Source organism: Pedococcus sp. (assembly GCF_036554925.1).
Classification (GTDB): Bacteria; Actinomycetota; Actinomycetes; order Actinomycetales; family Dermatophilaceae; genus Pedococcus_A.
In genome coordinates this window covers 1-12,668 of record NZ_DATBMI010000172.1, presented here as the reverse complement: position 1 = coordinate 12,668, position 12,668 = coordinate 1, and the positions used below count along the sequence as shown (strand labels likewise).

Here is a 12,668-nt window from a genome sequence, read left to right as displayed (position 1 = left end):
GTCACCTGTGACCGGTGGGCCTCCTGAGAGCAGCTGAAGTGGGTCGAGCCCTCGCCCGAGACCCGGGCGGCGGTGCGGAGTGAGGGGTGCCTGTGTCTGTCGTGGTCCGTGCGGTCGGAGTGCTGTCCATCCCGATGCTGGGCGTGCCCCTGGCAGTCTCCGGCGCGGTGGCCGCGCCCCCGCCGAAGCCCCCGGTCCGGTCGCTGCCCAGCGCCCTCGACGTGGCTCCCCCGTACCAGGGCCAGCGGGTGTGCGACCCCCACGCCAAGCCGGGCGTGACCGCCTTCGCGCAGCTGATGGTCTCCCACTACAAGGTGGGCAGCGCCGCGACGTGGGCCATCGAGCGCAACTGCAACAGCGGGGTCACCGAGCACTCCGAGGGCCGGGCCTGGGACTGGATGCTCAACGCCGCCAACCCGGGCCAGAAGGCGATCGCCGACTCCGTGGTGGCCTGGCTGTCGGCGCCCGACGCGCAGGGCCGCCCCGGCGCGATGGCCCGGCGGTTCGGCATCAACTACATCATCTGGAACAAGAAGATGTGGCGGGCCTACGCGCCCGAGCGCGGCTGGGCCGCGTACACCGGGTCCTCACCGCACACGGACCACATCCACTTCACCTTCACCTGGGACGGCGCCTACCAGCGGACGTCCTGGTGGACCGGCCGCGCGGTGACGAAGATCGACCCCGGCCCGCCGGCTCCGACGCCGAGCCCGACCACGGCCCCCAGCACGCCGTCCGGTGTGTATGCCGTGCTGGTCCAAGGGAGCTCCGGCCCTGACGTCGCGCTCGCGCAGCGGGTCATCGGGGTCACCGCTGACGGACAGTTCGGTCCCATCACCCTGGCAGCGCTCAAGAAGTGGCAGGCGGCCAACGGCGTCCCGGTGACCGGCAGGCTCGACGCGGCCACCTGGTCGAGGATGGTCGCCCTCGGCAAGGTCCCCGCCCGGGGGGCGAAGCCCGCGGCCGCGGCCCCGGTGTCGCCGCTGGCGAGGTACGTCGGCACCACGGTGCGGCGCGGGTCGACCGGCGCCGCGGTGGTCGCGCTCCAGAAGGCGCTGAAGATCACCGCCGACGGCCAGTTCGGGCCGCAGACCGATGGTGCGGTCCGCGCGTTCCAGAGCCGGAACCGGCTGCCCGCCAACGGGATCGTCGCGGCCTCGACCTGGCGCGCACTGATGGGGCAGGCCTCCGGCCAGGCCCCGACGACGCCTTCGCGCAGCACCGCCCGGCCCCCGGTCGCGGCCTCGAAGCCAGTGCCCTCGGCGGCTGCCCGGCCCAGCTCGACCACGGCCTACACCTCGGTGGCGCGCACGGTCCTGCGCGCCGGCTCGAGCGGCACCACTGTGAAGGTGCTGCAGCGCGCGCTCGGCGGGCTCGCCGTCGACGGCGCCTACGGCCCGCGCACCACGGCCGCCGTCAAGGCCTTCCAGAAGGCGCACCGGCTCCCGGTCACCGGGGTGGTGGACGCCAAGGTGTGGAAGGCGCTCGAGGCCCGGGACCACCCCCTCCTCGCGTACCGCGCCACCGTGCTGAAGCGCGGCTCCACCGGCCGGGCCGTCATCGTGCTCCAGAAGGCCTTGCGCATCACCGCGGACGGCCAGTTCGGGCCGCAGACCGAGGCGGCGGTCAAGGCCCTGCAGGCGCGGGCCAAGATCGCGCGCACGGGCGTGGTCGCCTCGCTGACGTGGCAGGCCCTCGAGGCAGAGCTGCGCCGACGCTGACGCTGCTGCCGGGGAGCGACCCGGGGCCCGGGCCACCCGGGAGGCGCCGGGCTCGCCACGCGCTCAGCGCTCGAGCGTGACGCCCTCGGCCGCCAGCCGGTCACGGTCGCGCTCGGCGCTGGCCGGCCCACGGGAGATCACCAGCGACCCGTCCCCTGCCCAGACGGCGAGGGCATCGAGCAGGACCTCCTCGAGCTCGGGGGAGCGTGTGTGCAGACGGGTGCCCTGCGGCCAGTCCGGGTGCGGAACGACGTCGGCGTAGGCAGCGCTGCGGGCAACGGTCCGCAGGGCGAGGTCCCCGGCGTCGGGCTCTTCCCAGGGGGCGAACTGGTCGGCGTAGGTGGACAGCTCCCGCGCCTCGTCGACCACACCGGCCGGGGTGCCGTCGGGAGCTGAGCGGGCGAGCGCGGCGAGCGTGACCAGCACCGCGGGGACCTCCGCGGCCGCGGCGAGCCCCGGGTCGTCGGTGACGAGGACGTCGGCGTCCGCCTCGTCGAGGGTCACGCCGGCGCCCACCGACCACACCGCCAGCGCCCAGTAGAGCGAACGCCAGTGCGGGGGCAGGGCCAGCCTGACCGTCTGCCCGGGCGCGACATCCCACTCCTCCTGCAGGGCGTTGGCGGCCTTGCTCACCCAGTTCGCCAGCACCTTGCCGCTCAGCTCGATGCGCTCGCCGGCCGTGGGGCCCGGCGTGTCCTCGTAGAACGTGACGCGGGGGCGCGCGGGGTCTACGCGCAGGAGGTCGGCGAGGACATCGGCTGGGGTGCGCATGGGCTCCAGCCTAGGAGCGATAGCGTGGCCGACTGTGAGCAGCCGCGCCGCCCGCAGCTACCCGTACGCACCCGACCCGTCCGAGCTGCCCCTGCTGCGCGGGGAGGTCGTGGCCGGCTGGCTCCTCAGCCGGGTCGTCACGGGTGCTGCGGCGTGGCTCGTGCTGGGGTCGGCGGCCTGCGGGGTCCTCGCCCTCGCCGGCCTGTGGCACCCCGTCGTCGCAGGGGCGGTGCTGCTCGTCCTCGGCGGCGTCGCGGCGCGCGTCGCCGCCCTCGTCCCGGCCCGGCCACTGCCGGTCTGGGCGGCAGCGGCAGTGGCAGCGGTGGCGGTGGCCGCGACGGTCTGGGCGGGTGCGACCCACTCGGAGCAGGTCCTGCCCCGCCGTGACTCGGGGAGCAACCTCCAGGCGGCTCTCGACCTGGCCAAGCAGCACACGCGTCCGGTCGAGGTGGCAGCCAACAGTGTGGGCGGACCCGAGGTGCTCGCCCTCGACGGCATCACCCTCGCCAGCCCGGCCTTCTACCAGGTCGGCACCAACGCCGACCCGGCCATCCAGCCGCAGTTCACGATCGGGCCCTCGGCGGCATACTCCGTGGCCTGGTGGACCGGGGGAGCGGAGGCGGCGTTCTGGGCACCGGCCATCGCGGGCGGTTTCGGCGTGCTCGCCTTCGGACTGCTCGCGGCACTGACCGTCGGCCCCCGCTGGGCTCCCCTCGCCGCCGTGGGCATGGCACTGTGCTTCCCGCTGCTGCACGTCAACCGGTCGACCTACTCCGAACCACTCGCCGTGATGGTCCTGCTCGCGGCGCTCGCGGCGCTCGCCCAGGCCGCGCGCTCGGCACGCGCGATGGACGTGACCCGGGCCCACTCCGCTGCCCTCGTCGCCGGCGGGCTGATCGGCGGCGGAGTGCTGCTGCGTGTCGACGCGCTTCGGGAGGTCTTCCTCCTCGCCCCCGTGGCGGCGTTCGCGGCTCTGCAGCGGCAGCGCCACGCCTGGCCACTGGCCGTGTCGGCGGGCGTGACGGCCGCCGCGGCCCTCGGCCTGACCTGGCTGACCTCGAGCGAGTACCTCAAGAGCATCGGTGGGTCGCTCCTGCCGCTCGCGGTGCTCGGCGGTGCCCTGGTCGTGGTGAGCGCGCTGCTCGTCGTGCTGGGGCGGCACCGTTCCCTCCCGCCGGGCGTGCAGCGGTGGCTCCCGCTCGCCGGCGGCGGGCTGGTGCTGCTGGTCGGAGTCGTCCTGGCCTCGCGGCCCCTGTGGCAGACCGTCCGGCAGTCGGCGGCCGACCCCGGATCGAGGGTCGTGGCCGGTCTCCAGCTCCGCCAGGGGCTGCCGGTCGACGGTGGCCGGACCTACGCCGAGCAGACGCTGGTGTGGATGTCGTGGTGGGTCGGTCCCGCCGCGCTCGTCCTCGCGCTGCTGGCCGCGGCGCTGTTCGTGTACCGCGCACTGGCGGTCTGGGGCGAGGGCAACGAGCTGCCGAGCTGGACCGGGCCGCTGGTCGTCGCCGTCGGCTCCACGGCCCTCACGCTCTACCGCCCCGGGATCACGCCCGACCACCCGTGGGCCGATCGGCGCCTGGTGATCGCGCTGCCCACCGTCGTCCTGCTGGTCGTCGGGCTCACCGCGGTCGTGACCCGCTGGTCGGCGCGCCGCATGCCGGCCTCCGTCCTGGTCGCCACCAGCGCGGCGATGGTGCTGGCGCTCGTCGTCCCCACGGCGATGGCCACCTGGCCGCACCGCACCGAGCGGGTGGAGAGCGGCCAGCTCGCCGCGGTGGGAGACGTGTGCAGTGCCTTCCGGCCCGGTGACGTGGCCATGATGGTCGACTCCCGGGCCGCGAACGAGTGGCCGCAGGTGCTGCGCGGGCAGTGCGGTGTGCCGGCGCTGTCGACGACGTCGGCGCTGCGAAGCGACAGCGAGGGGCTCTTCGCGGCGGTCGGTCAGGTGGAGCAGGCGGTCGAGGCCCGCGGTGCCCAGCTCGTGCTCGTGGCGGCGGACTCCGACGACGCCCTGCGGGCGCTCGGCATCGACCGGATCGAGCCCGTGGTCGGGAAGAAGTGGGAGCAGGTGCTCGAGGACCCGCGACTCCTCGAGCAGCGGCCCGACAGCCTGGTGGCACTGCCGATGCAGGTCTGGCTCGGCCGCACCGGCTGACAGCTGGCTGCGCCTCGGCGTCCGGTGCAGGGGCCGCGCGCGGATCAGCGGCGGGCGAGGGCCTGTCCGGCCTGGCGGCGCACCGCGGCATACGTCGCGCGGTCGGAGGCCACGACGATGCCGGGAACGAGGCTCTGCGGGGCGTAGGTCTGCCCGTCCGGGTGGCCCACCCAGCCGCCGGCCTCGTGGACCATGAGCGCGCCGGGCGCGTGGTCCCAGGGGCTGTTGCGGCCATAGAGGAGGTAGTCGATCTGGCCCTCCATGAGGCGCGGGTAGTCGACGCCGCAGCACACCCACGACCCCACGAGCGGCGGCATGTGCCCGAACGAGTGGCCCCGCAGCGGCCACATCGAGGTCGCGCCGCGCGGCTCCGCCCCGTCCGGCACCGGCCGGCGCGTGACGCGCTCGCCGTTGCGGTAGACCCCCGCGCCGCGCTCGGCGACCCACCCCACCTGGTGCTCGGGCTGCCAGATCCACGCGCGGACGGTCTCACCCGCGCGGACCTCGGACACCATGACGGCGTGGTCTGGGGAGCCGTGGACGAAGTTCTTGGTGCCGTCGACGGGGTCGACGGTGAACGCGTGCTCCGCCGCGAGGTAGCGGTCGATGGCGGAGTGGTCGGAGGCCGTGAGCTCCTCGCCGAGGACGAACGCGTCGGGATACGCAGCGCCGATCTCGCGGGTGAGGATCGCCTCGGACTCGCGATCCGCGACGGTGACCAGGTCGCCCGGGTTCTTCTCCATGACCTCGCCGTCGGCGAGGGAGCGGAAGCGCGGGGTGATGACCTCGGCCGCGACGTCCTTCATCAGGTCCAGCACCGCAGTTGTGTCCACGCCCCAACGGTTCCACACGGCACGCGGCCGGGGCCAACCGGGGACCGGTCGAAGGGTGCCGGCCGGCCCGGTCGCCCACCCGCGTCGGCTCGGCCAGAGGCTGTTGCGCCGGCCCCCGGGCGCGCCGGCCTCGCCGACGCGGAGCGGTGCTGGCGGCGGGTACGCTCGTCAGCACAATGAGCGAGCACATCAGCACCCCCGCCGCCCCCGCGACCGAGGTCATCCCGGCCGGGCCGCCCCCCGGCTCCCGGGCCCCGCAGCACGGCCCGCCCGCACCTCACCCGGCGGACACGGCATACCTCCCGGCGCAGCCGGCCCCCTCCACCGCCGAGGAGTCGGCCGAGGGCGCCGAGCCCCGGCCGTACGTCACGATCGTGCTGCCCTGCTACAACGAGGGCAAGCACGTGCTCCGTGAGATCGACCGCATCACGGAGGCCATGGTCGCCTCGGAGCTCTCCTACGAGCTGCTGTGCATCGACGACGCCTCCACCGACAACACCCTCGCGGTGCTGAACGACGCGGCGCGGCGCTACCCCCACATCCGGGTCATGCCGTTCCGCCGCAACGGCGGCTCCGGGACCGCCCGCCGCATCGGCACCCAGCAGGCGTACGGCGAGATCGTCGTGTGGACCGACGCCGACATGACCTACGAGAACGAGCGCATCCCCGAGCTGGTGCGGATCCTGCGCGACGACGACTCCTACGACCAGGTCGTCGGGGCCCGCACCTCCGAGGAGGGCACCCACAAGTGGGCCCGCGTGCCCGCGAAGTGGCTGATCCGCAAGATCGCCGAGAAGCTCAGCAACCAGACCATCCCGGACCTCAACAGCGGCCTGCGGGCTTTCCGCCGCGAGGTGTCGCTGCCCTACCTGCGGCTGCTGCCCCCCGGCTTCTCGTGCGTCACCACGATCACCCTGGCGTTCCTGAGCAACCAGCACGACATCAAGTACGTGCCCACGACCTACGCCAAGCGTGAGGGCGTCAGCAAGTTCCACTTCGTGCGTGACGCCTACCGCTACATCCTCCAGGTGCTGCGGATGGTGATGTACTTCGACCCGCTCAAGGTGATGATGCCGCCGGCCCTGTGGCTCTTCGCGATCGGCGTCGTCAAGGGCATCGTCGACATCTTCCGCTACCAGGCGCTGTACTTCCCGGCGAACACCGTGCTGCTGATCGTCAGCGGCATCATGATCGGCTCGCTCGCGCTGCTCGCCGATCTCGTCGTGCGCTCGCGCACAGGCGTGTGAGCAGGGTCCGTATGCCGCGAGGGCAGGCGCGCCGGTGACCGGCCCCGCGGCGCTGCGGGTCGCCGTCGTCGGGCCGACGCATCCCTACAAGGGGGGCGTCGCGGCGCACACGACCACGCTGGCGCACGAGCTCGCCGAGGCCGGTCACGACGTGACCCTGGTGTCCTGGTCGCACCTCTACCCGAGCCGGCTCTACCCGGGCGAGCAGGCCGTCCCGGGCGGCGCCCCGGACGTCGAGACCTTCCCGCGCACCATCCGGGCCCTGAGCTGGGCCCGCCCCGACACCTGGGTGCGCACCGGTCGCCGGCTGCGCGGGTTCGACGCGATCGTCGTGGTCCACGTCATCCCCGCAGTGGTCCCGGCCCACCTCGCGCTGCTGCGCGCTGCGGGGGCCGGCCGCCGGGGGAGCGGAGGCCCCGGGCCCCGCACCGTCGTCATCGCGCACAACGTCCTGCCCCACGAGCCGCACCTCGGCGACCGCGAGCTGATGCGGTCGTTCCTCGAGCGGGTCGACGCCGTGCTCGTGCACTCCGCCGCCCAGGCGCGGCTGGCCCATGACCTCGGTGCCCCGCGGGTGTCGGTCTCCGACCTGCCCCCGCACCTGCCCGGTGGGGCCCCGGTCGACCGCCCGGCCCACGACGGCCCGCCGCGGCTGCTCGCCCTCGGGATCGTCCGCGAGTACAAGGGCGTCGACCTGCTGATGCGGGCGCTGGCGCAGGTGCCCGGGCTCACCCTGACCGTGGCCGGCGAGATGTGGGGCGAGGCCGGTGCCGCGGTGAAGTCGCTGGCCCAGGACCCCCGGCTGCGGGGGCGCGTCGAGGTCCACGGCGGCTACGTCCCGGCCGACCGGCTCGCACCGCTGCTCGCCGGCCACGACGTGCTGGCCCTGACCTACCGCAGCGCCACGGCCTCCCAGAACGCCCTGCTCGGCCAGCGCCACGGCCTCGCCGTGCTGGCCTCGGACGTCGGGACCTTCGGGGGGCAGGTGCGCGACGGCGTCGACGGCCTGCTGGTGCCACCGAACGACGAGGACGCGCTCGTGAAGGCACTGCAGCGCCTGGCCGAGCCCGGGTATGCCGCGCAGCTGCGGTCTGCGGTGCGCGAGCCCGACCTGTCGGGTCCGTGGGCGACGTACGTCGGCCGGCTCGAGGCCCTGGCCTCTGCCGAGTCCGCGGCCGAGGGGCCCGAGGCCGAGGGGCAGCCTGGTGGGGAGGAGGCCGCGACGCAGCAGCTGTGGCGGCGGGCGTTCCGTGGTGCGCAGCGCGTGATCGCGCGCCGTCGGCCCCGGATCGAGCTGCGCGCCACCGACTTTCCCGAGTGGGTGCGCGCCTCCGACGTGCTCGCGGACGCCGAGGACGCCGACGAGGCGAAGGCCCTCGCGCGCGGGCTCGGGCTGCCGCGGTGCGCCGACGGCATCGCCGCGTGGGCGGCGCTCGGCGCGCTGGCCGCGATCGTGCGGGTGCGCGACGACGGCCGGCGCAGCGCAGTGATCGTCGACGAGTCCGGCAGCCGGTCGCCGCTGTCGAGGTGGGCGCGGGCCATCGGCTTCGCCCCCGTCGAGCTCGACCTCACCGGGGCGCGCTCGTCGGTCGAGGTGCTCGACATCGACACCGCCTCCCTCGACGTCATCGCCCGGCTCCACCCCGGCGGCTGCGACGCCGACGACGTCGACGAGGCCATGAGCCAGGCGTCGTGGGCGCTCCGCTCGGGCGGCCTGCTCTGCCTCACCCTGCCCCTCGGGCCCGCGGGCGCGGAGGGAGCGCTCGGCCCCGCCGACATGCGCGGCGTGCTGGCGCGCTCGCACGACCTCGGGTTCGTCCTGGTCGGAGACCTCGACGGCGACATCACGGGGCGGATGCGCCGGGCCTCCTCCGGTTCCACGCGCCCCGACGCTGCCTACGGGCTGCTCCGCCTGACGCTGCGGCGGCGCTGATGGCCGCCGTCCCGCGCCACCGCGTCCTCAACGGCCTGCGCATCGGGCTCGCGCTCCTGGTCACCGCCGCGGTCACCGTGGCGGTCGTGCGGAACTGGTCGGAGGTCTCGGCCGACCTGCGGCGCGTCGACGGCGGCTCGCTCGCGCTGGCCAGCGCGTTCGTGGCCGTCGCGCCGATCCTCACGATGCTGGGCTGGCGTCGGCTGCTCGCCGACCTCGGCTCGGACCTCCACGTCGCGCCGGCCGGCGGCATCTTCTTCGTGGGGCAGCTCGGCAAGTACCTCCCCGGCTCGGTGTGGAGCATCGTCGCCCAGGCCGAGATGGCCGCCCGCCTGCACATCCCGCGGAGCCGGTCGGCGGTCGTCGGCATGATCACGCTGGGGCTCGCGGCGATCTGCGGCTTCGTGGTCGGCCTTCCGGCCCTGCCGCTGCTGCTGCGCCGCGAGGGAGGCGAGGGGGTCGGCTGGCTCCTGCTCGCGCTGCCGCTCGTCGTGGTGCTGCTCTGGCCGCCACTGCTCAACTGGGGGATCGCCGTCGGCCTGCGCCTGCTGCGCCGTGAGCCGCTGGAGCACAACCTGTCCGGGCGGGCCGTCCTGACGACCGCCGCGTGCTTCATCGGCGCGTGGATCTTCTCCGGCCTGCACGCGTGGGTGCTGGTCCGCGCCATCGGGGAGCCCACGGTCGACCCGGGTCAGCTCGTCGTGGCGTCCGTCTGCGGGTTCGCCCTGGCGTCCTCGCTGGCCATGTTCAGCGTGGTGCTGCCCGCGGGCGTCGGGGTCCGTGAAGGGCTGCTCGTGCTGATCCTGGCGCCGGGCACCACCTCCACGTCCGCGGCGGCGGCGGTCGTGGTGCTCTCCCGGTTCCTCACCGTCCTCGCCGACGTCGTGTTCGCGCTGGCCGGCTGGGCGTACGCCCGCTCGCACCACCTGCTCACCAACCGGGCCGAGCGGGCCCAGGAGGGCGTGGTGCTGGAGGAGGACGCCGAGGCCGACTCCGCCGCCACGTGACACCGGAGCCGGTTCGGCCGCCCCCTAGGGTGGTGCCCATGGGTGTTGAGCGCGGCGACCGCGAGGAGCAGCTGGCGTACTCCGAGCAGATGGCCGCCATGCTCGACGAGACCAAGCGACGCAAGAAGGCCGCCAAGATCCTCGCGGTGGTGCGCCACGCCCTCGGACGGGAGGACCTCGCCGGCCTGCGCGCCCTCGACGTCGGCTGCTCCGCCGGGTTCATCGCCGACGAGCTCGCCGGGGCCGGCGCCCGGACCACCGGTGTCGACATCGACGAGCCGGGTCTGGCCGTGGCGCGCGAGCGCTTCGGCCACCGTGTCGACTTCCGCCACGCCCGCGGCGAGGCACTGCCCTTCGACGACGCCAGCATGGACGTCGTGGTCTTCAACCACATCTACGAGCACGTCGTCGACCCGGAGGCCGTGGTCGCCGACATCCACCGCGTCCTCGCTCCCGGTGGCGTGCTCTACCTCGGCGTCGGCCACCGCCACCAGGTCGTCGAGCCGCACTACAAGCTGCCGTTCCTGTCGTGGCTGCCGCAGCGCGCCGCCGACCGGTACATGCAGCTGACCCGCAAGGGCGACCACTACTACGAGCACTACTACTCCCGCGGCGGGCTGCGCGAGCTCTTCGCGGCCTTCGACGTGTGGGACTACACGCTGCCCGTGCTCGCCGACGCCTCGGCGTTCGACGGCGACGACCTCATCCCCGGGTGGGTCGCGCGGGTCCCCGAGCCGGTGCTGGCCGCCGCCCTGCCGGCCGTGCCCACGTACATCTGGGCGGCCTTCAAGGAGCCGGCGACCCCCGCCGGGCCGCCGCTACGGGTCGCCCCGCGCCACGTGTGACGCCGGGGCACATGCCCCGGACGCGCGTGTGCCGCCCGCGGTGAGCGGGCGGCACACGTCGGTGGTGGGTCCGAGGCCGGCATCAGGCGGCGCCGGGCTCCTGGGTGTCGCTGGCCGGGTGCTTCTCGATGAAGTCGACGATCACCGCGCCGGAGAGGTCGCCGCAGTACTGCCGGTGGCCGGCGTCCTTGGACCAGTGCGCCAGGGCGAACGGCTTCTCCATCGTGCCGCGCGAGCTGTCCCACTCGACGACGAGGAACTTGTCCTGCGACTCGGCCTTCTTGTTGGCCTGCTCGGCGATGTCGCGCAGCATCTGCTCCTTGCCCTTCGCCTTCTCGCCGTCGTACCAGAGGACGGTGTAGCCGTGCTCGAGGTTGTGCACGAGGGTCTCGAGCGGCGGGCGGTCCTCGGCGGTGTAGAACTTCCGGGCGCTGACCGCCGGCTGGGCGAAGTGAGGGCCGTGCGAGGGGGGTGCCGTGTCGTACTTGACGCTCGTCTGGTCGGGCTTCTGGCTGCCGGGCCCGATGTGCTCGCCGGTGCCGCTGCCCTCGTCCGTCGTGACGGCGTCGCACGAGGCCGCGGCCGCCGAGACGCCGAGGTTCGGCAGCTGCTGCGCCTTGGCGTCGTTGATCGCGTACAGCACGACGCCGCCGAGGGCCGCCAGCAGCACGAGGCAGCCGACGACGATGCCGACGACGACGCGCTGCTCCTTGGACTTCTGCGCCTTCTGGACCTCGGCCAGCCGCGCCTTGCGGTCCTGGCTCGCCTTCTTGTTGCTCACGGGTTCCTCTGGGTCGGTGGGGCCTGGGGTTCGGGCTCGGGCTCGGGGCGCAGTCTACGGGGGCCGGGCTGCGCACCTGTCAGGCCAACGGACCAGACTGCTCCCATGTCCCCGACCGGCCGCTCAGCGGACGCGTCGCCCGCCCTCACCCGGGTGTGGCGGCCCGGGCGTGCCGTGCCGGTGGGGGCGATCCTGTCGGTCTTCCGGCGCGGCGGTGGCGACCCCACCGTGCACCCGGACCGAGGGCAGGGCTGGTGGCTGGGGCTGCCCACCCCGCAGGGGCCGGCGACGCTGCGCCTCGTCGCGCAGCCGGCGCTGGGCGAGGTGCAGGCCACCGCGTGGGGGGCCGGAGCAGCCTGGGCCCTGGAGCGGGTGCCGTCCCTCCTCGGTGACGAGGACGACCCGGGCGGCTTCGTGGCCCACCACCCACCGGTGGCCCAGGCCCACACCCGGTATGCCGCGTGGCGGGTGCCGCGCTCCGGCCTGGTGATGCACGCCCTCGTCCCGGCGATCATCGAGCAGAAGGTGACAGGCCAGGAGGCCTTCTCCGCGCAGCGGCTCCTGGTGCGCAGGTACGGCACCCAGGCGCCGGGGCCGGGCGCGGAGCGCGGGTTGTTCATCCCGCCCGAGCCGGGCGTCTGGGCGAGCATCCCGTCGTGGGAGTGGCTGCGGGCCGGCGTCGACGGCGCCCGCTCGGCCGCCGTCGTCCGGGCGGCGCGCCACGCCGGCCGGCTCGAGCAGGCGGCGGCCCTGCCCCTGGCCGACGCGCGCGCCCGGCTGCGGGCCCTTCCCGGCGTCGGGGTGTGGACCTCGGCAGAGGTGGCCCAACGGGCCCTCGGCGACCCCGACTCTGTCAGCTTCGGCGACTACCACGTCGCGAAGGACATCACCTGGGCGCTGACCGGCGAGGCGCTCGACGACGACGCGCTGGCCGAGCTGCTCGAGCCGTACGCCGGGCACCGCTACCGCGTGCAGCGGCTGCTCGAGCTCGACGGCGGGCGGCGACCCAGGCGCGGCCCGCGCATGGCGCCGCGCCGACACCTCCCGACCCGCCGCTGAGCCCTGCCGCCGCCGGGCCCTGCCCTGCCCGGCCCCGTCGGCACCCAGCCCGTCCCCACTGGGCCCCGGCGGTCAGCGCTCGCGGACGAGGACGACGGCCTCCAGCCCGGGTGCACCGTCCGGAGCCTCGCCAAGGAGTCCCTCGCCCCACAGCGCCACCTCGAGCCGGGCCACGGCGCGTCCGAGCAGGTAGGGGTCCTCCGCACTGACCCGGATGTCGCGGGCGCCGGCGTCGACACCGACGCCGGGCAGGCCGTGCAGCGTCACGCGCACCGCACGGGCGACCCGCTCACCGACGGGCTCGCGGTGCACGGAC

At 74.8% G+C, this 12,668-nt stretch carries 10 protein-coding genes and 1 pseudogene; 7 read left to right on the top strand and 4 right to left on the bottom strand.

Annotation, left to right across the window (positions count from 1 at the left end):
• The first annotated feature begins 92 nt into the window (after positions 1-92).
• The gene (locus VIB11_RS13605) at positions 93-1,721 is read left to right on the top strand and encodes a peptidoglycan-binding protein (protein WP_332031772.1); all 1,629 of its coding nucleotides are present in this window, start codon (positions 93-95) and stop codon (positions 1,719-1,721) included.
• A 63-nt stretch (positions 1,722-1,784) separates the two neighbouring features.
• Here VIB11_RS13605 and VIB11_RS13600 read toward each other — a convergent pair whose 3' ends face one another.
• On the bottom strand, positions 1,785-2,492 hold the full coding sequence (locus tag VIB11_RS13600; protein WP_332031771.1) for a TIGR03089 family protein: 708 nt from the start codon (positions 2,490-2,492) through the stop codon (positions 1,785-1,787).
• Positions 2,493-2,526: 34 nt separating this feature from the next.
• Between VIB11_RS13600 and VIB11_RS13595 the strand changes: the two genes are divergently transcribed.
• Positions 2,527-4,647: a hypothetical protein gene (locus VIB11_RS13595; protein ID WP_332031770.1), complete on the top strand. Its 2,121-nt coding sequence runs from the start codon at positions 2,527-2,529 to the stop codon at positions 4,645-4,647.
• 44 nt (positions 4,648-4,691) lie between these two features.
• Here VIB11_RS13595 and VIB11_RS13590 read toward each other — a convergent pair whose 3' ends face one another.
• On the bottom strand, positions 4,692-5,480 hold the full coding sequence (locus VIB11_RS13590; protein ID WP_332031769.1) for an inositol monophosphatase: 789 nt from the start codon (positions 5,478-5,480) through the stop codon (positions 4,692-4,694).
• Between the two features lie 176 nt (positions 5,481-5,656).
• On the opposite strand from VIB11_RS13590, the gene VIB11_RS13585 reads away from it, so the two are divergent.
• From VIB11_RS13585 to VIB11_RS13570, 4 genes are read left to right on the top strand one after another with little or no spacing between them, the layout of a single operon-like run.
• Positions 5,657-6,727, top strand: coding sequence for a glycosyltransferase family 2 protein (locus VIB11_RS13585; RefSeq protein ID WP_332031768.1), 1,071 nt, complete (start codon positions 5,657-5,659; stop codon positions 6,725-6,727).
• A 34-nt stretch (positions 6,728-6,761) separates the two neighbouring features.
• Positions 6,762-8,660 (top strand): glycosyltransferase family 4 protein, encoded by a 1,899-nt coding sequence (locus VIB11_RS13580; RefSeq protein WP_332031767.1) that lies wholly within the window; start codon positions 6,762-6,764, stop codon positions 8,658-8,660.
• Complete coding sequence (locus VIB11_RS13575) at positions 8,660-9,667, top strand: lysylphosphatidylglycerol synthase transmembrane domain-containing protein (RefSeq protein ID WP_332031766.1); 1,008 nt, start codon at positions 8,660-8,662, stop codon at positions 9,665-9,667. Before VIB11_RS13580 ends, VIB11_RS13575 begins: the two co-directional genes overlap by 1 nt.
• 38 nt (positions 9,668-9,705) lie before the next feature.
• A complete protein-coding gene (locus VIB11_RS13570) occupies positions 9,706-10,512 on the top strand; it encodes a class I SAM-dependent methyltransferase (RefSeq protein ID WP_332031765.1) in 807 nt (268 codons plus the stop codon).
• An 82-nt stretch (positions 10,513-10,594) separates the two neighbouring features.
• Here VIB11_RS13570 and VIB11_RS13565 read toward each other — a convergent pair whose 3' ends face one another.
• Positions 10,595-11,293: a DUF3105 domain-containing protein gene (locus VIB11_RS13565; RefSeq protein WP_332031764.1), complete on the bottom strand. Its 699-nt coding sequence runs from the start codon at positions 11,291-11,293 to the stop codon at positions 10,595-10,597.
• 105 nt (positions 11,294-11,398) lie between these two features.
• Here VIB11_RS13565 and VIB11_RS13560 point away from each other — a divergent pair, with 105 nt between their 5' ends.
• Positions 11,399-12,352: a DNA-3-methyladenine glycosylase 2 family protein gene (locus tag VIB11_RS13560; RefSeq protein WP_332031763.1), complete on the top strand. Its 954-nt coding sequence runs from the start codon at positions 11,399-11,401 to the stop codon at positions 12,350-12,352.
• Between the two features lie 72 nt (positions 12,353-12,424).
• Here VIB11_RS13560 and VIB11_RS13555 read toward each other — a convergent pair.
• Positions 12,425-12,668 (bottom strand): annotated as a pseudogene (locus VIB11_RS13555) (hypothetical protein); the annotation flags it as partial.

Excerpts from the sequence above, each read along its gene's own strand:
- VIB11_RS13600 (WP_332031771.1), bottom strand. The coding sequence starts at position 2,492 with ATGCGCACCCCAGCCGATGTCCTCGCCGACCTCCTGCGCGTAGACCCC.
- VIB11_RS13585 (WP_332031768.1), top strand. The coding sequence starts at position 5,657 with ATGAGCGAGCACATCAGCACCCCCGCCGCCCCCGCGACCGAGGTCATC.
- VIB11_RS13575 (WP_332031766.1), top strand. The coding sequence starts at position 8,660 with ATGGCCGCCGTCCCGCGCCACCGCGTCCTCAACGGCCTGCGCATCGGG.
- VIB11_RS13570 (WP_332031765.1), top strand. The coding sequence starts at position 9,706 with ATGGGTGTTGAGCGCGGCGACCGCGAGGAGCAGCTGGCGTACTCCGAG.
- VIB11_RS13560 (WP_332031763.1), top strand. The coding sequence starts at position 11,399 with ATGTCCCCGACCGGCCGCTCAGCGGACGCGTCGCCCGCCCTCACCCGG.